Annotated in this window: 15 protein-coding genes and 1 pseudogene; 5 read left to right on the forward strand and 11 right to left on the reverse strand. The window is 63.3% G+C overall.

Annotation, left to right across the window (positions count from 1 at the left end; all coding sequences use genetic code 11):
• On the reverse strand, positions 1–1,614 hold the full coding sequence (locus tag ACSBOB_RS20445; protein ID WP_442577919.1) for a polysaccharide pyruvyl transferase family protein: 1,614 nt from the start codon (positions 1,612–1,614) through the stop codon (positions 1–3).
• On the reverse strand, positions 1,611–2,279 hold the full coding sequence (locus tag ACSBOB_RS20450; protein ID WP_442577920.1) for a class I SAM-dependent methyltransferase: 669 nt from the start codon (positions 2,277–2,279) through the stop codon (positions 1,611–1,613). Before ACSBOB_RS20450 ends, ACSBOB_RS20445 begins: the two co-directional genes overlap by 4 nt.
• Before the next feature lie 164 nt (positions 2,280–2,443).
• Here ACSBOB_RS20450 and ACSBOB_RS20455 point away from each other — a divergent pair, with 164 nt between their 5' ends.
• Entirely contained in the window at positions 2,444–3,169 is a 726-nt protein-coding gene (locus tag ACSBOB_RS20455; RefSeq protein ID WP_442577921.1) for a class I SAM-dependent methyltransferase, read from the forward strand.
• Positions 3,170–3,244: 75 nt separating this feature from the next.
• On the opposite strand, the gene ACSBOB_RS20460 is transcribed toward ACSBOB_RS20455, so the two are convergent.
• The 8 genes from ACSBOB_RS20460 to ACSBOB_RS20495 are packed head-to-tail and all read right to left on the reverse strand — an operon-like array spanning position 3,245 to position 12,507.
• A complete protein-coding gene (locus tag ACSBOB_RS20460) occupies positions 3,245–4,927 on the reverse strand; it encodes a tetratricopeptide repeat protein (protein WP_442577922.1) in 1,683 nt (560 codons plus the stop codon).
• Between the two features lie 10 nt (positions 4,928–4,937).
• Positions 4,938–5,840 carry a glycosyltransferase family 2 protein gene (locus ACSBOB_RS20465; RefSeq protein ID WP_442577923.1) on the reverse strand — a complete coding sequence of 301 codons (903 nt, stop codon included), beginning with the start codon at positions 5,838–5,840 and terminating at the stop codon, positions 4,938–4,940.
• Entirely contained in the window at positions 5,837–7,015 is a 1,179-nt protein-coding gene (locus ACSBOB_RS20470) for a cytochrome P450 (RefSeq protein WP_442577924.1), read from the reverse strand. The genes ACSBOB_RS20465 and ACSBOB_RS20470 overlap by 4 nt, the downstream gene beginning before the upstream one ends.
• Positions 7,012–8,310 (reverse strand): polysaccharide pyruvyl transferase family protein, encoded by a 1,299-nt coding sequence (locus ACSBOB_RS20475; RefSeq protein WP_442577925.1) that lies wholly within the window; start codon positions 8,308–8,310, stop codon positions 7,012–7,014. Before ACSBOB_RS20475 ends, ACSBOB_RS20470 begins: the two co-directional genes overlap by 4 nt.
• On the reverse strand, positions 8,307–10,025 hold the full coding sequence (locus tag ACSBOB_RS20480) for a fatty acyl-AMP ligase (protein WP_442577926.1): 1,719 nt from the start codon (positions 10,023–10,025) through the stop codon (positions 8,307–8,309). Before ACSBOB_RS20480 ends, ACSBOB_RS20475 begins: the two co-directional genes overlap by 4 nt.
• On the reverse strand, positions 10,022–10,927 hold the full coding sequence (locus ACSBOB_RS20485; protein WP_442577927.1) for a glycosyltransferase family 2 protein: 906 nt from the start codon (positions 10,925–10,927) through the stop codon (positions 10,022–10,024). Before ACSBOB_RS20485 ends, ACSBOB_RS20480 begins: the two co-directional genes overlap by 4 nt.
• Positions 10,928–10,935: 8 nt before the next feature.
• The gene (locus ACSBOB_RS20490; RefSeq protein WP_442577928.1) at positions 10,936–11,223 is read right to left on the reverse strand and encodes an acyl carrier protein; all 288 of its coding nucleotides are present in this window, start codon (positions 11,221–11,223) and stop codon (positions 10,936–10,938) included.
• A 21-nt stretch (positions 11,224–11,244) separates the two neighbouring features.
• The gene (locus ACSBOB_RS20495) at positions 11,245–12,507 is read right to left on the reverse strand and encodes a polysaccharide pyruvyl transferase family protein (protein WP_442577929.1); all 1,263 of its coding nucleotides are present in this window, start codon (positions 12,505–12,507) and stop codon (positions 11,245–11,247) included.
• A gap of 95 nt (positions 12,508–12,602) precedes the next feature.
• Between ACSBOB_RS20495 and ACSBOB_RS20500 the strand changes: the two genes are divergently transcribed.
• The gene (locus ACSBOB_RS20500; RefSeq protein WP_442577930.1) at positions 12,603–13,469 is read left to right on the forward strand and encodes a phytanoyl-CoA dioxygenase family protein; all 867 of its coding nucleotides are present in this window, start codon (positions 12,603–12,605) and stop codon (positions 13,467–13,469) included.
• 137 nt (positions 13,470–13,606) lie between these two features.
• On the opposite strand, the gene ACSBOB_RS20505 is transcribed toward ACSBOB_RS20500, so the two are convergent.
• On the reverse strand, positions 13,607–14,434 hold the full coding sequence (locus tag ACSBOB_RS20505) for a phytanoyl-CoA dioxygenase family protein (protein ID WP_442577931.1): 828 nt from the start codon (positions 14,432–14,434) through the stop codon (positions 13,607–13,609).
• An 822-nt stretch (positions 14,435–15,256) separates the two neighbouring features.
• On the opposite strand from ACSBOB_RS20505, the gene ACSBOB_RS20510 reads away from it, so the two are divergent.
• From ACSBOB_RS20510 to ACSBOB_RS20520, 3 genes and pseudogenes are all read left to right on the forward strand, one after another.
• Positions 15,257–17,395, forward strand: coding sequence for a calcium-binding protein (locus ACSBOB_RS20510; RefSeq protein ID WP_442577932.1), 2,139 nt, complete (start codon positions 15,257–15,259; stop codon positions 17,393–17,395).
• 86 nt (positions 17,396–17,481) lie between these two features.
• Positions 17,482–17,646: pseudogene (locus tag ACSBOB_RS20515) on the forward strand (ISAzo13 family transposase); the annotation flags it as partial.
• Between the two features lie 537 nt (positions 17,647–18,183).
• Positions 18,184–20,112, forward strand: a complete 1,929-nt coding sequence (locus ACSBOB_RS20520; RefSeq protein WP_442577933.1) for a glycosyltransferase — start codon at positions 18,184–18,186, stop codon at positions 20,110–20,112.
• The last annotated feature ends 17 nt before the right edge of the window (positions 20,113–20,129 follow it).

Below are 20,129 nucleotides of genomic sequence, written 5' to 3' on the forward strand. Positions count from 1 at the left end.
TCAAGCTGGCGGCGTCTCCGGCGAAAAAGCGCTGGTAAGCTCACGGTGCAAGGCTTGGGTCAGCGTCAAAGTTTGCAGACGAGCCTCATACAGAGCGCGCGCGCTTTCGAACTCGCCTTGCGCGGCCAGCAATCGCACCAGCCTGACCACGGGCCAAGGGTTGTTCGGATGTTGGGTTTGCAAGGCGGTGAGGCGGGCATGGGCGGATGCCGCGTCGCCCGAGCGCTCCAGCCATTCGGCTTCGAGCAAGGCAAGCCGAAGGCTGTTCGGCCAGCGCGCCAGGGCGTCGGCGATGCGGCGGCCCAGGGCAGCTTCGGCAGGACCGCGCAAAGCCGCTGCGATCGCTTGCGCCACGCGATCCGGATCGTCGGCCGCCGCACGGTCTTCCGCCATCGCCTGATCCAAGCTGGACCACTCCCCGAATGAGGCGTTGGCAGAGGAAACGGCTTCGCGCAGCGTGGCGCGGCCTTTGGCGGCGGAAGGACTGGGAGGAGAGGTCAGCAGCCGGCGAAGTCGGGCGCCATGGCCGTCGATCAGTTTGTCGGCGGCGGCGAGCCTGTCCAGGAGTGGCGCCGCAAGGGGCTGGAGCAACGTCGCGGCCGTGCGCTCGGCGTCCTCCCAGCTTTCCTGCAGGCGATCCGGTTCGCCGAGCTGCTCGAGCAGGCCGAGAAATTTCACCATGCGGGTGCGAGCGATGGCGATGCCGGGCCGGCGGTAGGCGAGCGCGGTGATCAGCCCGTGCATGGAGGAACCGACATAGGCCCGTGCGTGGGCGATGAGGCCGGCGATCTCCTTCAACCCGCGCGGCCGATCCACCACCAGCACGTCGCCCTCGAACAGGGAGGATGCCTCGCGCGCCAGGGTGTCGTCGCGGTGGCAAGGGCCGATGGCCACCAGCACCGGGACGGCGCCGAGGGAGGCTGCGATGCGTCCCGCGACCGCGCAGGCGGCGGGCAGGCCGGAACCGATATAGCGGTCGTTGAGATGAAAGACGATCCAACGCTCCGGCACAGCCATGCCGCGGCTTTCGAATGCGGCCCGCGCGTGATCCTGCAGCGTGGCCGCCGGCCACACCGCGCCGAGCTTCAGCACCGTATCGGGCAGGACATCGATGTCGAACGTGCTGCCGCCGAGATAGACGCGGCTCGCTTCGTCGCGGACGCAGAGATGATCGGCAGCGTCGAGCGCCAGGTCCCGTAGCCGGCGAACCCACGCCCCTTCCAGTGGGGAGGGCACGCCCGGCGCGTTCCAGGCGAGAGCAGCGCCGGAGCGCGCGGCGAGGATGGAGGCGCCAAGCCACAGCGAGGCATAGGTGAAGCGGGGGTCCGGGAAAGCGCCGGCGTAATCGGCCAGCGGGGTCGGGTTCGCGTGAACGATGTTGCCGCCGCCGATCAGGCACAGAGCCGGCGGCGGATCCCGGCCAAAAGCCGTGACGGCGCGAGCCTGCACGACGTCCTCCCAGTCCGGCGCGCCGCCACGCGGCGAATAGCAGCGCAGGTCGTCGGGCGACGTGCCAAGCAGATGCGCCGCGACATGGGGAAACAGCAGATCGCCGTAGTTCGCAACATCAAACGTTCCGAAAAGGGCGACGCCGTCCGGTGGCGGACGGCTCATGCCGCGGCGCGTTTGCGATAAGCGCGGCGGTGCTCGCGCCTGCCGTAGCCGATGTCGAGCTTTGTGTAGTCCTCGTCATGATCCATGAAGAGATCGCAGATCAACTGGACATGCGCGGTCTCGATCTGGTCTTCTGTGTAGAGCTCGAGAATGCCGGGGTAGACGGAAGGCCTCAGGGTAGGCGAGACGGCGAACGACCAGTCGTAGTCGTCGAAGAGGATGATGCCGCCGGGCTTGAGCAGTTCCTTCAGCAGCATCGCGGCGGGCGCGTCGTGGTGAAAGGCGTGGCCACCGTCGAGGAAGACGAAATCGAAGACCGGCGCCGGCCCACCGGCGGCACGGCGGGCCTGCAGCATCTTCGCCAGCGCCCAATTGTAGCTGTCGAGCTTGCGGCGAGTGTTGCCGTGATAAACGACATTCCTGAAGCCGAGCCCGTCGAGGTCGGGTTTCAAATCATCCAGCCGGCTCGAATAATCGAAAAGGTGGAACTCGCCGCGATTGTCGAGCAGGCGGCAGATCGCCGAGGTGGTGGCGCCGATGCCGATGCCGACTTCGCACAGCACCGGCTCGGGATTCTGCGCCAGAACCTGCGTCAGCAGATTGAGGGCGTGCTCGTTCGGCTTGGAAATGTGGAAATTGGCCGGATCGGTAAGCTTCTCTAACATGATCTTCCAACCCGCCTGATCGCCGTGAATCTTTTCAATCGACTAAGGCAGCGTTAGAGCGACTGTCAACCCAACGGGAAGCGGCGTTCGTTCACGATCCTTTCGACGTGTTCGCTCGCGTCGACATCTTGCGCGCGGCGCCGATGCTCCGTAGCTGAGTTGGCATGATCGAATTCGCATTGACCCATCTGCAAGCGCCGTTTCGCATGAACGAGCCGGACCCGCGCATCTCACTTCCAGCGTTGGGCCAACTCCCGCTGCGATTGAGGACATTCCGCTGGCTACTCTCCGAGACCTGGCCGCAGGCTGGGGGAAAGCGCCTTCTCGATCTTGGCGCGGGACCCTGCCTGTTCGCGCGGATCGCGAACCGCCACGGCTTTTCAGTGACCGCCGTCGATGCGAGGATGCCGTGGACGGCCGCCGACATCGAAGCCGGCCGAGGTTCTGCTGGATCTGGCGCCGTCTTCAAGGATGACGAGTTCGTTTTCATCCAAAAGGATTTGCGCGAAGTCGACGACCTGTCGGGCTTCGACGTCATCGCCTGTATCGGAGTGCTCTATCACCTGCCCTTCGCGGATCAGCGGAATCTGCTCGCGCGCTGCGCGGGGCGCGCGATGGTGATCGACACCGAAATCTATGACGCCTCCCGGATTCCCGAGACCGAGGTTGACCGCTTCCAGCCGGCGACCGTCGAAGGAGGCTATTCGGGAGCCTTCTGCCGGGAGCAGGGCCAGGTCTACTCGTCGCACGGCGACGCGTTCAGCTTCTGGTTCGACGAGAATAGCATCCTGCGCTTCTTCGCGGATGCCGGCTTCTCGCGCGTCACCGTGGTGGAACCTCAGTATTTTTCGGCTTTCGGGCCGAGGCGCTGGTTTGTCCTGGACGGCTGATTGAACTGACGATGTGAGCATTTGCGGCGAAGCGCAGCCCACCAAAGCGGCCGCCGTATTCCGAGCGCGCTCCGACTATCGGTCTTCGATCACTTGCCGCAGAAACAGGTCGAACGCACCCGTCGCGATCATATGCGACATGACGTAATGGTGATCGCAGCCGCTCACGCCATGGCGCCGGAAATTGGGCAGGTCGCGCAGCGTCTCCACAACCTGGGCGTCTATCTGATGGCCTTCGCCGTAGAAGTGGTGGACTTCGGTCGCCGGGGACGCGGCGATCATGTCGACAAGGCTCGTGTCCACGTTGGTAAAGGCCGAGTACATGGCGTTGCGCAATCTGGAGCGGCTGACTTCGCTGTCGTCGTCGCCAGTTCCCGCCGCGCTCCATTGCAGAGGCCCGGCAAAGGACAAGGCGGCCTTGGCGCCCAGAAGGGAGCCGAGCCGGACAGCGCTCGCGCCGCCGAGCGATGCGCCGAGCGTAATCGCCGGAACGCCGCCGAGTTGCGCAAGCATGTCTTTCAGCGCCGCGACCGTCGCCGCCTCGTCCGGTCCGAGGCTCGCGACACCACCCGTGAATGCGAGTTCGCGCCGGTCCTTGAGGTAGATGACATTCGCCTGCAGGGAACTCAGAAGAACGTCGGCATGCGAATACGGGAGGTAGCCGAGGCCGCCCTGCACGCCCGCGAGCACGATCAGCGTCGCGCGCGCATCGGGGACGCGGCGAAGCTGCACGTCTTCGGCCGGATCGTTGGAAACATCGCGCGGATTGCGCCAGGCTTCGTCTGGCCGCGAGTCCATCGCCGCGAGCAGCGGGCCAGACATGTGTGCCACAGGGCTTTCCGGCTTGAGCCGGCGCAGGATCGCCAGAGCCCGGCCGGTGTCTTCGTGCCGCATGCAGGCCAGCGCGAACTGGAACATCCATCGGTCGTCCGCGGCAAGGGCCTCCGCATGCTCGCCGAGTTTCAGGAACAGGGCGTGGTCGAGATCGAACGGGCAAAGGGCTCGGTTGTACCGGAAAACGAGGAGCCAGTCGTTCGGCCAGCGATCGAGCGCGTCTCGCAGCAACGGGACAAGCACATCGGTTCGCCGGCTGAGCCGCGCGGCGAGGATTGCCCGCCGGGCCACGTCCAGGCGATCCGGACGCACGCGCAGGATATCGAGCGCGGCTGCGAGCGCGTCGTTGGCGCGGCCGGACACCATCAGCAGTTCCAGGTGCAAGGGCCCCGCCTCGGCAGGGAGCGGCCCCAGCGCCGCGGCGGCGTCGAACAAGCGCGTTGCCTCGGCACGGTCGCCCTCCCGAAAGGCGAGTGATCCGAGCTTGACCAGCACGAATCGGTCGGAGGTGCTTCCGGTCAGAAGGCTCGTCAGAAAAGACCGCCGAGCGGAGTAGCCGCGCAACGCCGATGCGATGTCGGAGAGCGCCCCGGAAGTGTCCGCCTCCGAAAGCGTCGAATTCCAGACGCCGGCGACGAACGTTTCGGCGGCCTCCTCTGTTTCGCCCTTGCCGAGAAGCAGCCGGACGATGCGCAGCGCCACCCAGGGGTTGCTCGGATGCGTCTCCTTCAGTGCACGCAACATCGCCAACGCCTGGTCGGAGCGGCCGGTCTTCGCCAGCAGGTCGCCCAGCGCGAATTTCAGCCTGATGTCACGCGGGCGCTGCACCATCGCATCGTTCAGCCGTCGCTCGATGTCGGGCGTGATCGGGCCGCGGACCAGTTCGACGAGGGCGCTGGTTTCATCTGAAGCAGGACTGGTCAAGCGGGTAATCTCATATCGTCGCCGATGCCGATTTCTGGACGGTTTTGCTGGCTGGGTCGTAGAGCCAGCCGACTGTGCGGACCGCCGAAAAAGGCCGGCCCCTGATGCGGAAATATTCGCGGCTCATCGCCTTGCCGGCTTCCATCAGGCCGGCGCCGCCGCTCGTCGACACCCCGCCATGCACCTGATGAAACGTACCTTGCCCGAGAATCCGGATCAATTGGACGTCCGGCAGTTCACAGGCGCGAATGAAGATGTCGGGGTTGACCGCGCCCCCACCCGGGCTGACGAAAGCTTCGTCCGCTCCGCCCAACTCGTCCCAAAGCGCGCGCGGCATGAACAGCGCGCAGCTTTCGATCATGGGTCCGGTCACTCCGCCTTTGGCGTCGAGTGTGGAGATTTCGAACAGGCGCTCGCCGTTTTCCTCCGGCCAGCCGATCGAGGCCAGCAGCGCGTCCTCAGCTTCCCGCGTATGCTCTTCGGCGGCGCTGAAATACTGGAGCCTGCCGCCCAGATGATAGTTGAAGGTCGCGATCACCGGCCGGGGATGGAGACGCGCCGCCTCGACGCAGGCGTGTACCAGGCCGGGCGAAGCCATACGCGCGGCGTCGACCCAAAGTCCGATCAGAGGCGCGCGGGCAAGCCGCAGTCCTAAATTTATCGCCGGCGCAGGGGAGACTGTGGGGTTTCCCACGGTTTCGACGATGACATCAGGCCCCTGCCCGGCCAACGTCGCCGGATCGACGGGAGGAACCGATCCGTTATCGACGATGATGACCTCATAGTCCGCTGGTGCGATGCCGCGCTGATAGGGCGGCGACAGCGAGACGAGCGTTCGCGGCAGTTCGCGCTGCATCTGAAAGCAGATGAGCACGAGGCTGACCGCGAGCCCTCCATCGGCGCTTTCGTTCATGCCTCGAACGCCACGTCAAGCCGCTGCAAGCGGCGGAAGGAGACGTGCCGTTCCCATTCCAGGTCCGGCTTCACCAGCACCATCGGCGCGTGGTCCAGCATGGCGTCGAGAAAAATCCTGGCTTCGAGACGGCCGAGGGCGGCACCGAGACAAGCATGTGCGCCAACGCCGAAGGCTATGTTCGGCGGCCCTTCGCGGTTGATGTCGAACCGTTCCGGGTGCTCAAAGGCGGCGGGGTCGTGATGCGCCTGCTCGAGGTCGACCAGCAGCATGTCGCCTTTCTTGACGGGATGGTCGCCCACCATCGTATCCGCCATTGCGAGGCGCGGCGCGGCCTGCCGCATAGGGCCGGCATAGCGTACAGCTTCCTCGACGAAAGGGGCGATCAGTTCACGGTCAGCGGCAACGGCCGCGCGTGCGTCGGGGTTGAGATGCAGCAGGAGGATCATGTTGCCGAACAGGCCGGTCAGCGTTTCCACGCCCGCCAGCACCAGAAAGAACACGTATCGTGCCAGGGTGCGCGTTGAGAAGCCGAAGCCTGCCTCGTTGAGTTCCACCAGCGCCGCCAGCCCGCCTTCGGCTTTGGCCAACTCGTCCAGGATCGCATTTTCCGCCGCGACCGCGTCGGCCTCCAGCCGGGCCAGCACCGTGAGCGGCAACGCACGCGCGTAAATCGGAAAAATCGATTGCGATGCCCGGCGGATCGCCTGGACCGTGTCCGGCGAAATACCGAGCGCATTGGACATGACTGCGGTGGGAATGGCGCGGCAGATGTCCTCCATCGCCTCGACCTGGCCAGCCCGGCGCGCAGCGGCGAGCCGGTCGCGTACGACCGCCGACACGACGTCCGGGGCGAAGGCCGGACCCGATTGGGCGAGCGCCTTTCGCACGAGTGTCCTGAGGCCCGGGTGGTCGGGATCGTTAGGGCTGAACAGCATGCCTTGAAGCAAATTCGCCAGCCCGGAAAAGTCGCGGCCGGCGCGCTGCCCGACCCGCGCGATCGCGGTCCACGGCTCGGTCGGCCCGACAAGCGGGTTGCGCAGGAGCGACATGGCGTCGGCATACCGCGTGACGAACCACGAGCCGCCGCCCGGGGCCGGGGTGAGCGGCGCGTGCCGGGGCACAATCCAGGTGCGCTGGGGTGCTGGCGCGCCGCCTGTGACGAAGGCGTTCATGCGCCCATCCCCGCGGCCGCTTTGCCTGCGGTCTGCGTCCGCCACCGCCTGTCGACGCGATCGTTGACAAGCGGCGCGAGCAACGCGTCAAAGCCGTTGCGGCCCAAACTGTTTGTGATGGCTCGCCGCAGGAACGCGGCCCGTTTGGCCCGCCCGGGTTCCGGATCGTCGATCGCCTTGACGACCTGCTCCCAGTGGCGATCGAGGGCGGACGCGACCGAACTGCCGAGGTTTGGCCGGGTATTTATGCGCAGGGCGGCACGCTCCAGGGCGTCCGGCCAGTTCCGCGCGACGTCGGCGGCGGCGTCGATCTGATGGGCGAAGCCAACGAACTTGTGAAAGGCCGGCCGCGCCACGATCACGCCGGGCGTGGCGTAGCAGGCCGCCGCAACATAGCCGTGCATGGAGTTGCCGACATAGAGACGCGCTCCCGCGATGGCCGCCGCCATCTCGCGCAGGCCCGCCGGATCGTCGAGCAAGACGTGGCGGATCGGCATGGCGCGGGAAAGCTGGCGCAGCACCTCGAAGTCGCCGAGGGATGGACCCAGCGACAAGAGCAGCGGGGTCAGCCCACGCGGCTGGGCGAAGTCGGTTATCATGCCTGACAATGCCTCGGGCGAGACATTGCCGAGCCCACCGGGCCTGGCCTGCACCGCGAACAGCGCGTCGTCGGTGGCGATGTCCTTTCTCTGGCGCAGCGCGCGAATGTCCGCGGTCAGCGAGGTTGCCGGCCAGACGTTGCCAAGATCGGCGACCGTATCGGGGACCTGGAGGGCCGAACCGCCTTCCGGCTGGAGAAAGCGAAGGCTCGCTTCGTCGCGAACCGACACGTAGTCGGCCGCCGCCAGCGCCGGATCGAGCGCGGCCGCCCGCAAGGACGCGGAAAACGGTGCAGGCGCGCCCGGAGCGTTCCAGGCGATCGGAACGTCGGCAAGGGATGCCAGGAACGTGGCGCCGAACCAGAGGGCTGCATAGGCCTGGTTCGCCTGCCCGGCTTCGACATATTCGGTGACGAAGTCGGCCGGGAAGGCGTGGGCGATCTCGCCGCCGCCGATCAGCACGGCATCGATCGGGCTGCCGCCACCGATCGCGGATGCGAGAGCGATGCTTGGCGCCGCATCCCGCAGGCCCGATGCTCCGTCGGTCGGAGATGCGGCCAGGACATCCCATCCGAACGGACGCAGGCGATGGGCGGCGACGATCGGAAACAGCAAGTCGCCGAAATTGCCCACGTCGAACGTGCCCGAGATCAGCGCGGTGCGCCGCGGCCTTGTATCGGAGCCGGAAGACGTCATGCGTTTTCCCGCGGCGAAGACACCGGCCGGCGCGGCGTGAAGCGGGCCAAAACGTCGAGTTCACCATTCGCAAGGCGTTCCGCCGTGCGGGCGCGCTGGAGCTTGCCGCTGAGCGTGCGCTCGATGCCGCCCGCAGGCACGAGGACGAGGTCGAGCGGCAGGAAGCCGTGCGCGTCCGCGACGGCGCCGGCCAGCCGCTGGAGGAGCGGCTCGGGGTCGCCGGATGCACCTGTGCGGCCGGCCTCGCACACGATCGCCAGGCCTTCGGTGACCGTGGGGTCGGCCGCGACCGGCAATGCCACGACGCCGCCGAGCCCCGCGGCTTCGGGCAGGTCCCTGACCGTCAGTTCCACATCCTCGGCATAGATGTTCGCACCGCGAATGATGGCCATGTTCTTCAGCCGCCCGACAACGTGAAGCTCCCCATCCACGACTGCCCCGAGGTCGCCCGTCCGCAGGTAGGAGCGGCCGGCGAGAGCGACCGTACGGTCCAGGTCCAGCACGACGCCGCCGCGCTCCGGATCCCAGAAGCCGGGGCTGACCTGGTCGCCGCTCACCGCGATCTCGCCGATCTCGCCCGGCGGCACCGGCTGGCCGGCGTCCGGCTGGAGCAGCAGGACCGAGGCGCCGTGGCTCGGCGTCCCGCAGGAAACCACGGACACGGGAGCGCTGTCGTTTCGCGCAATTTTTCGCTCGCGCACGCCCATACCGGGACGGCCGCCGGTGACGAAAAGCGTCGCCTCGGCAAGGCCGTAGCAGGGATAGAAAGCCTTTTCGTTAAAACCGTGGGAGCGGAAGCGCTGCGCGAAGCCGGCCAGCGTCGCGGCACGGATGGGCTCTGAGCCGCAAAACGCAAGCCGCCAACTCGACAGGTCGACCTCCGGAATCTGGTCGTCCGCGATCGCGCGCGAGCAGTATTCATAGGCGAAGTTCGGCGCGCCTGCCGTCGTCGCTCCGAAGCGCGCCATCGCCTTCAGCCAGCGCGCCGGGCGCTGGAGAAAGGCGATCGGCGACATGAGGATCGCCTGCGCACCGAGATAGAGCGGTTCCAGCACGCAACCGATCAGGCCCATATCGTGATGCAGCGGCAGCCAACTGACCGTGCTGTCGCTTGCAACCTGTCCGAAGGCGGCCTTGATCATGGCCAGGTTGGCCATGATGTTGCGATGCGTGATCGCGACGCCCTTCGGCCGGCTCGTGGAGCCGGAGGTGAATTGAAGGAAGGCCACGTCGCCGGGCGAGGGTTCGCGAAGATCCTCGGCGGCATTGCCACGCAGAAGGTCGCCCGCGGACAGGAACGCCACCTCGGGATGACGCTCGCGCAGGCTTGCCCAGCCACGGCTTTCAAAAGCTTCCGCCGGCGCGATGACGGCGGCGGGGCGGGCGGCCTCGACGATGCCGGCGATACGCTGCGCAGCGCGCGGGTCGGTCAGTGCCGGCGTCGGGATCGCGATGGCGCCAGCATACATGCAACCGAAGAAGCAGCGGACGAAATCGAGCCCCTGAGGCAAAGCGAGCAGCACAGGGCCGGTGGTCAGGCCGGCTGCTGCAAGGTTGCCGGCCACGATTGCCGCGGTCTGATGAAGCGCGCGGTAGTCGGCTTCGTCGTTCACTTCCTCGCCTCGGCCGAGGAACCGCAAAGCGGGGCGCGCGCCGTCGCGCCGCGCGTGGCCGCGCAGCATCGAAAGCAGGGAATGGACTGGCGCTTCGGTCATCGGCCGCCTTTTCCGGCGAGGGCCTGGCGATGCTCGTGGTCTTCCAGGATCGCACCCTTCGACGCGTCGAAAACCCATCCGAGGTTGCGGACCGGCTTGAGCGGCTGACCGCGAAGCCGCAGGTAGAAGCGGCTGCCTTCGTTCAAGGTCCGCAGCGCCAGTTCCGGGCTGCTCGTCGTCATCCCGCCGTGAGTCTGGTGGAATGTCGCCTCGCCCATCAGGCGGATAAGTTGGGTTTCCGGCAGCGCGCAGGCGCGCGCCAGCGTATCTGGATTGACCATGCCCCCGCCCGGCTCGGTGAATGCAGGGTCATAGCCGCCGAGTTCGTCCCAGAGGCTCTTAGGCATGAACAGGGCGTTGCTTTCCAGCATCGGGCCGAAGGGCGGATTTTTCATCTCCGGCGTCGCCACCTCGAACAGGCGGTAGCCGTCGCGCGGCCAGTCGATCGAGCGGAGCAACGCGTCTTCCCGCGTGCGATCATAACCTTCGGCGGCGCTCAGATGCTGCCGCTGGAAACCGAGCTGGTAGTTCGTCGTCGCAACGATCGGCCTGGGGTGGAGCGAGGCCGCCCGCGTCGCGGCATGAAGCAGACCGGGCGACGCAAGCCGGGCGCCGTCGATCCAGGCGCCGACAAGCGTTCCGCGCGCCGCCGCCAATCCCTCGTTGAGCGCCGCGACGGGCGAGGGCGAAGCACCGCGGCAGCGCAGGACGCGCAGCGCCAGGCCAAGCTCCGCGAACTGCTTCTCGTCGGGCGGCTCGGCCGATCCGTTGTCAACGACGATGACCTCGTAACTCCCGGACGAGACCCCGCGCTGGTAGGCGGGCGAAAGCGATCGAAGCGTCCGCGGCAATTCACGGGACATCTCGTAGCAGACGACAACCAGCGACAGGTCTGGATGCATAGGGGCGCTCAGCCGGTTTTCTCACCCGCCAGGGACTGCTCGGAAGGCTTGGCGTAGGTCTGGACGAAATCATCGATGGTGTGATGCTCGAAAAACAGCATGGGATCGACCGGCACGCGGAACTCCTCCTCCATCACACCCGCCATCACGACCGCCTCCACCGAATCGAGGCCGTAGGTCGTAAAACTTTCCGAGGTGTCGAGCTTGCCTTCCGGCAGGTCGAGCACCGTGGTGATGTACTGGATCATCCAGGCGCGCAAAGTATCGCCGTCGATGTCCTGCAATGTTGTGGCCAAGGGCTTGCCTCCTTATTGGTTTCAAGCGGTTTCGTCGCGCCGTAGCGATCTCGATCCCGACGGGCTGAGGAATGGTGCAAGTGCCCAACTCGCCCCCCTGTTGTCGAGTCCCATTCGGAGGACATCGCGCAGGAAGTCGCGTCGTGCGCCGGCGTTGCGGCCGGGTTCGTTGACCCCGTCAAGGACACGCGCCCAATGCTCGTCGAGCCGGGCGAGAACCTCAGCGGAAATCGGCGGCGCGGCTCCAGCAGGTTTTGCCGCCGCCTTCTCAAGGGCGGCATCCCAGTCGCGCGCCATGTCTTCCGAGCGCCCGGTATGTTCGAGAAAGCCGGCGAACTTGCGATAGGCGGGCCGCGCCACGAGGACGGATGGAACCTGGTGCGCCACGCAGGCCACGTATCCGTGCAGCGACGCACCGATATAAAGCGCCGAATGCGCGAAAACCGCCGTCATCTCGCACAGGCTCAGCGGGTCATCCAGCAGGACATGAGGCTGCTTCAGATGCTCAGCCAGCCGGTTCGCGGTCCTCGGGTCGTCGTGATTGCGGCCGACGGCGACGAGGAGCGGGGTCAGGCCGTGCGATTGCGCAAATGCGTCGATCTTCGCCGCCAAAACCGCCATGTCGAGGCCGGCGACCGACCGGTCACGCAGATGAAGCGTCATGTAGCGCGCCGTCCGGTCCGCGCCCTTGCGCTCAAGGAAACCCCGATAAGCGGCCTCAAGCTGCTGCCTCGACCACAGGGCACCTATCCCGGCGATGGTATCGGGAACGATGGCAAGCGGCAGGTCCAGCGGCGGGGAAAGCAGTTCGGCGGCGCCACGATCGCGCAGCGAAAAATAGCTGGCGGCCCGCAAGGCCGACGTCGTCAAGGGATGCACGCCCCGGCCTAGAAGATGCGGCACGCCGGGCGCGTTCCAGAGCACAGGCACATCAGCCAGGGCGGCGGAGAGCGTCGCTCCCAGCCAGAGCGCGGAGGATGCCCAGTCGCTGACCTCGTCGTTGATGTATTCGGTGAGAAAGGTCATCGGGTGATTGTGGATGAGATAACCCCCGCCGATGAGCACGGCGTCGAAATTCTCCTCGCCGGAAAGCATCCTCGCGGCCGGGATGGGGGCGATCGCATCGGCCAGGCCCGGCGACCGGCCGGTCGGCGCGACGGGCACGATCTCGATGCCGTGCGGGGCGAGGCGTTGCCGCGCGACGAGCGGAAACAGCAGGTCGCCGTAGTTCTGCATATCGAACATGCCGGTGATCAGCACGCGGCGCTCGCCCGACCGGGTCATGATAGCTGCACCCTGTTGCTGGCCGGCGCGGACGCGGGCATGATTGGCGTCGAAAGATCGCGGCCGCGGCTGGCGCGAAAGGAATGAAGAAGAGCATGCGACCTGACGAGGCGACCAAAACCCGGTTCGAACGCGACGGCCTGGTGTTCCCGATCCCTGTTCTGGAAGCCGACGAGGCAGCCCAATATCTGAGCAGCTATGAGGCGATGCTGGCCGCACGAGGTGGACGCCTGCCCAAGGCGTTCAACGCCAAGACTCATCTGCTCGTGCCGTGGCTCTGGGATCTGGTCCACGCTGCCCGCGTGCTGGATGTGGTCGAGGAGGTGCTCGGACCTGATATTTTGTGCTGGGGCACGAGTTTCATCACCAAGCACGGAGGAGACGGCCGCTACGTTACCTGGCATCAGGATGCCACCCATTGGCAACTGTCGTCGCCCGAGGCGGTGACAGCCTGGGTCGCGCTGTCGCCGAGCGACCGCAGCAATGGCTGCGTACGCGCGGTGCCTGGAACGCATCACGTGCAACTTGCGCACGATCACCCGGATGACCCGAACAACATGCTGGGCCGCCGCGAGCAGGTGGCCGCCGACATCGACGAGGAAAAAGCTGTCGACATCGTGCTGCGGCCCGGCGAGATGTCGATCCATCACCCGCTGATCATCCACGGCTCGGAGCCGAACCTGTCGAGCGGTCCGCGCGTCGGTTTCGCCATACGCTACATACCGGCCAGCATCCGCCAGCTCGACGGATTGGAGAACTCTGCCACGCTGGTGAGGGGCCGCGATCACGGCACCTTCGTTCTTGAACAGCAACCCGAAGGCGAGTTCCATCCGGAAGCGATCAAGCGGCATCGCATGGTGCTGCGGCGCGCCATGAGCGTGATTTTCGGCGATGCGGCAGGAACTGCTCAAGTCAGCAGCCGTGCGCTCCCGGCGGGGCAAAAGCTCGATCCTCCTCACTAGCGCTCCATACGAATGCGCCGGCGCGACATCCGCTGCCATCGTACCGGACCAAAAATCATATTCGGTCCGATCTCGTTGCTCCGCGCGGCCGCATCGCGTTCTCGCGAAAACCAAGACAGGCTTTTTGGGGAATGCCATCAGGCTTGCGCATCGTGGCTCCGTTTCACGGCCGGATAAACGATGCTCATCCAACTCCGAAGACTTTGGCTATGGCGGCGAACTGCCTCCGGCGCGAACTCGCTCGCAGGCGCGTGCTCCAGATCGAAGGTTCCGTGATCCCGCCCGCTGACCAGGGTTGCCGATCCTCTCATCGATCCGATCTGGGTCAGGTCGCCCGCTATGTAGCGGACGGCGAAACCAAGGCGGCGCGTGCCGGATGTGTTCGGCTTCGAACCGTGAATCATCAGCAGATGATGGAGCGACATCTCGCCAGGGGCCAGATCCACATGAACCGTGTCGTCCTCATTAACATCGACACGGATTTCCTCGCCGCCCGCCAGCAGATTGTTTTCGGAAGCGGATGGACCGTGCTCATGCAGCCGGGTGTGGCTGCCGTAGAGCACCTGCAGCCCTCCATTCGTCCGCGTCGAAGGCGTGAAGGCGATCCATGCCGTCAGCGCATGAGGAGCCGACAATCCCCAATAGGTTGCGTCCTGGTGCCAGGGAACCTCGCTCGGCTCGCCCGGACGCTTGTCGAAGAAGCTTGAGGCCCAGCACAGCACGTCAGGACCCAGTACGCCGGCGACCGGTGCAACGACCCGCGGATCGGTGACGAGATCCCAAAGCCACGGCACGAGCAGATGCGGCTTGAAGTTGAGCACCGGGGGCAACCGCCCTGCCCGCTTCTGCTCCATCTCCTCGATGCGATGGAGCCGGTCGGCCGCTTCCTCTGCCGTCAGCACGCGGATCGGGAACACCGCGCCGTCGCGCAGGTATCTAGCGGTCAGCGAAGGGTCGATATTCATCAACACATCATCTCGAATTCAAGCGCTCGACGCGAGCGGTTGGAACGGGATCTCGTCCCGTCCAAGCCTTCAGCGCCTTTCAGATTGTTCTGGTCCGACAAAACCGCAGCACAGCTTTTTTGGGCGAAAGCACGTGCAAGTCAACGCTCATCTCCCTTCCAGCAAGTTCCGATCGTCGAAAACACGGTTCATGCCCAGGAAAAGTGCCGGCGCGACGGCGCTCGTGAACCGTGGGCGACGGGCTTTCGACAATGGCGATGAAGGAAGCCGATTCGCGACCGCGACGGCGAGCGCTCAGATCGGCCTGGATAGGTTGAATCGATGGCTTGGCAAACTTTTGCGTCAGGCCGCGCAGTTGCGACCTTAGTCGCCCGCGAGATTGCGCTTGGAGCGGGAGAGCTTATGCCTGCCAGCAGAATGTCCCTTGCTTCCACATTACGCAGGCTTGGCTGAAGCCGTGCAGATCAACGCGACGCAGGCGCCGCTCCCCATTCGCACACAGAAGAGAGGAAGAAGGGCGAGGCTAAGCCGCCTTCGAAGGCTGCGCCCCGGAATTTCGCGGCGCCGCTACTTTCCTATTGCCCCAGCGACACAATGGCCGATTGGAAAAGCCTGGAATTTCCATGGAAAAGACAAAGAATTCCAAGCTTTTCCACTCGCGACTGTTTTCAGGGTCGCCCGGATTTTCTACCTTGACGCAAAGAGTTTTGGTCGCAGCCGGACCTTTGGCGGGCGGAATGCAGACAACTATCGGGTCACTTGTGCTGACGTTAGTCAACAAATTCTAAGAATCAACGAAATTTTCTTGGCGGGGATAGAGAAATGCCGGGCACACCTACACTCTGGAAGGCGGAGACGATTGTCGCCGCAGGCTCCACCGTGGCCTCCTTTTCCGATGGCAGGTTTGCGGTAGCCGGTAACTATTATGGCGATCTCAGCAGCCAATTTTATGACGCGCTCGGCAATTCCTTCGGCGGAGATGTGCTCTACGATTTTTCGTGGCCTGTCGAGTACATGTCCGACCCGCGGCTTACTTCGGCTCCGGACGGCAATATCTACCTGGCCTATGTGTTGGAGTATGCCCCAAATGACAATGATGTGTTTGGAGTGGTATTGACCCCGACCGGAGTCACGACGGATTTGCCGGTCAGAGCAAGTTCCGATGATGAGATTGCCGGACATTTCGCGCCATCCAGTTCAACGCGCATCGTCTCCGTTTTCACCACCTTTCATCATGAGGGTGCTGGCGACTATGATGTTGGACTATCAATCGAAGATCCCACTGGCGTCCTCCCACGCGTGGTAATGGACGCTCACGGTGTATCGACAGATTGGCAGCGCAATCCCAGCGTCTCCGTGCTTTCCAACGGCAACATTGCTGTCGCTTTCGAGAACACCGTCGTTTCGACGGGCGTGACCACAATCCAGATTTCCGTTTTCGACGAGAACGGCCTGGAGGTAGCGGCTCAGCGCGTCATCGGCGAGACGAGCAGCCCCAGTTCGCCGACCGTCACCTCACTCGCCAACGGCAATGCGGTCGTGGCCTGGGACGATGACTACGACCAGAAACTGTACTTCAAGGTCATCGGGTCGGATGGCTCCGATATCACGGTGCTCCGCTCCGTGGCCGATGCTGGTGGCCTCGACCCGAAGGTGGTCGGGACGTCGGACGGCGGCTTCGTCATGGCCTGGACGAGCAATGCCGGAACCGAGATCGACGCGAGCCCGGATTCCGACGTCGCAGTCCAGATGTTCGATGCCTCCGGGAACCGCGTCGGCGATCAGTTCAGGATCGACAATCCGGGAGACCAGACCCTTTCCGACATCACCGTCATGCCGGACGGGCGCCTGATCGTTGTTTATGATACGGAGACCGGGGATTCCACCAACACTCACGATGCGGCTTTCGTGATCCTTGACCCTCGCGACCGCTCAATCTCCGGGGACGAAGGGAATGACACGATCGTCGGCCGGCTGGATGCCACGTTCATCAACGGGCTCGGGGGCGACGATACGCTGTATGGAATGGGGGCCAAGGATACCCTGACGGGCGGCGAGGGAAACGACGTTCTCAATGGCCGGGGTGGTGCCGATACGCTGGTCGGGGGCATCGGCGACGATGTCTATTACGTCGACAACGCCAAGGATCTTATCATCGAGTCAGGCGGTGAAGGCAACGATAGTGCGATTGCCAGCATAAGTTATGCGCTGGGCGCCAAAATGGAGATCGAGTTGCTGAGAACGACTGCCAATGGTGGCACGGCGGCAATCAACCTCACCGGCAATGCGTCTTTCCAGACCATAATCGGTAACGCGGGCGACAATGTCCTGAATGACGGGGGCGCTGGCAATAACGATACGTTGATCGGCGGCAAGGGTAACGACACCTACCGCATCTACAATTCATTCGACACCATTATCGAGGTCTCTGGCTCGGCGGCTGGCACGGCCGATCGCGTTGTCACATCCGTCGACTGTGCTCTGGACTCCGGCGTATTCGTCGAGTTTTTGACCACATCTGGCTCGACCGGGACATCCAACATCAACCTCGCCGGAAACGAGAACGCGCAAACGATCATAGGCAATGCCGGCTCTAACATCATCGACGGCAAGGGCGGCGCCGACGCGTTGCGCGGCGGTAGCGGAATCGACTTCTTCGTCTTTTCGACAGCGCTCGGCGGCACCAATATCGATAAGATAATCGACTTCAACGTTGCCGCCGACACCATCCGGCTTGATGACGCGATTTTCACGTCGCTGACCTCGACCGGCGTGCTGGCGGCATCCCTGTTCAAGGATACCATCCTGGCGCCAAGGGACGCCGACGACCTCATCCTCTACAATTCGAACACCGGTTCGTTGTTTTACGACGCGGACGGCACAGGCAGCGGCGCCGCCATTAAATTCGCATCACTCGCGCCGGGACTGGCTTTGACCGCTGCCGATTTTGTGGTCATCTAAGGCTCGTTGATAAACAACTGAATCGGTATGCGGTATTTCCGGGTTTGAGATTCCCCTGCCGAATCGGCCCAGCTCGATTCCGGTCTGTGATCGACGATAGCGCCCTTCGGTTGCGGTTTGGAGCCTTTGATCCATTGTTGGACGAGCTGGCTCGGCGGTATTTCGCGGCCGCCGAGGCGCTAGCGACTGGCCATTGCGGCGTGATGGCAGTCTCGCGGGCGACGGGGATTGCGCGCAGCACTTCAGATCGGCGCTGCCGGCGCGCGTATTGAACGACAACCCCGTCGGCAGGATAAGGAAGGCCGAAAGAACCCAAAATCGAACCCGCATGTCCAATGCCCCACATCCACTTGCGCTCCAAAACGACAGGCTACGACATCGTGGGCGGGAGCCAAGGTGATTCGCGTAGCGGGATGTATCGCAAAATCGAGCAGGTCGCAGAGCTGGCATTCGTGACACCGAGAGCAGCGGCAACGGCTCTCAGATCGGGGATCGTCTGCTCCCCGGCGCCGAACCGCGTCGCCACGACCGACGAGCAGATGATCCTTGCCAGCCAACGCCTTCGTCGAACGGCAACGGCGTGGCTATTGTGTTTATCCCCGACGTCCTTAGCGATAGCGGTACGCCACACGACCGCGTTCGGCGAAGACCCCCCACAACGTCAGTCGGCGCCCCACTTTGGTTCCTTCGGGCACCCCTTCCCTATCCCGCCTCGGCGCCACCCCCCATTCCGCGAAGACGTGTATCCGCGCCTTCGCGTCCTCATTATTCCAAGGAAGACTGATCACATGCCGGGTCGTCCCGAATCACATTGCCCCAGCGTCTATTTTGCGCTCGCTCCCGCGGAATCCGGCGGGCACCGCTTAAAGGGGATTGCTCGGACTGATCATCTGCGTCCACATACGCTGGAACTTTGGTCATCCGGCCGGCTGGTATCTTGCTGCGACGTCCTGAGCGACGGCACATGGGACGTTCCAATCACGTCAGAATCACATGCGGCTGTCCATGCATGGCTTCGGGCCGGCGATGAACAAGTGTATTGTGGCATCGTCAACGCTGTTCCGCTCTGGGTCGAAAATCCGTTGCTGCAATGTGACGTGGCCAAGCGCGACGGTTACGTTACCAACTGCATAGAATTCAATGTCACATGCCCAATCGACTATCAAGTATACATAAACGGGCGACCAGCACACGACACAGTAGACTTTTTACCAGTGCCTTTTTCTCGCACTCATCAAGCTCACGTTAAAACCCGAGAATCGTTTCTTGTATTCGAAATCTTAGCTAACGACGGCTCCCTTAGCCGATTGCCTCTTTGGCGCTGGAGATCGCCTGGATTCGAGCTATTCCGAAAGGCGATCCGATCACAAAAGTACTGCGACATCAGCCTCAATTCCGGAGATACGATTCGTGATGTGGCACCCATCCAGATGGCCGTGGAAGACGGCGGATGGCGCTGCCATGCTCGTTCTGGTCGAGATGGCGGTTCGATCGAAATAGATGACGGCGATATATTGGACATTCAGATAGGTCCGGATACATACATCCCAACCGCGGCCGATAAAAAGCGGAAGGCATCCGTCAGAAGTTCCAGGATTTTCTTCAAAGACGCTTCATCTGCGTTTTATCAGCCAATTGCCGTTACGTCTTTGGACACCAAGAAAATAAAACGCCCCCAGACCAAGCGTCGGATATTATTGCTACGGCCTCGTCCGTTGCCGACTGATGAAATCTATGTACTTGCCCCCCTCGCTCAATTGTGTTTGGCGGAACAATGTGAGCTCGCTGTGGTAAATACAACTCTGCAGCCGCCTGACGCTGACCTGTTTCGCGATGCGGACATGGTCGTTGTTGTACGATACATTTCGGCGAACTGGATGGACGAACTGGTTAAGTGCAAGGGGCGCGTGGAAATCATATATCTGTTTGATGATGATATTCCATCGGCTGTGGATACGCCTGATCTTCCCGCAACATATAGGCGCCGTTTGACTGACGTAACTTTTTGCGATTTTCAGTACATGTTTTATATCTCTGATCTGGTGATCGTTTCATCGCCGTATTTGCTAAAGCGCTTCAATACGCCAAAGACGTATCTGCTCGAGCCGCCCTCGATACGTGAAAGCGAATCGCTCGACCATCATTTGGATGGCAGCCCGCTGCGCATAGGGTATCATGGGTCGAGCACTCACTGCCGAGACCTGGAGTTCATTATCCCGGCGATAAAAAGACTTAGTAAAGAAAATCCTGGAATCCACTTTGATTTATTTGGTCATAAGGCAATTCGTGAGATGATACATGGATTTGACCGTATCAATTTAATGGATCCTCTACCATGGGAAGACTATAAGGAATTTTCCAGAAGGCGGCCCTGCCATATAACGGTGGCGCCGCTGCTGGACAACGCTTATAATAGAGGAAAGTCTCGGATTAAATTTTGTGACGCAGGCTCATTGGGAGCCGCCGGTATTTTTACCAACAACCCGATCTATCGAGGGATAGTTGACCACGGAATAAATGGCTTACTGGTGAGCAACACCGAAGATGAATGGCTAGGCGCCTTACGATCGCTTGCTGCCGATCCAGATCGCACATATAGAATTGCATCGGCTTGCCGCCTTGCAAACCAAGACAAATGCTCTCTGTCTGAGGCGACCAGGTTTTGGGCCGAGCTACTGAATGTAGGTGCGTTCCCAGCGTCCGTGGTCAAAAATTGACTGTGGAATCTGATTGT

Origin of the sequence: Mesorhizobium sp. KACC 23794 (assembly GCF_052180275.1) — a bacterium.
Classification (GTDB): Bacteria; Pseudomonadota; Alphaproteobacteria; order Rhizobiales; family Rhizobiaceae; genus Kumtagia.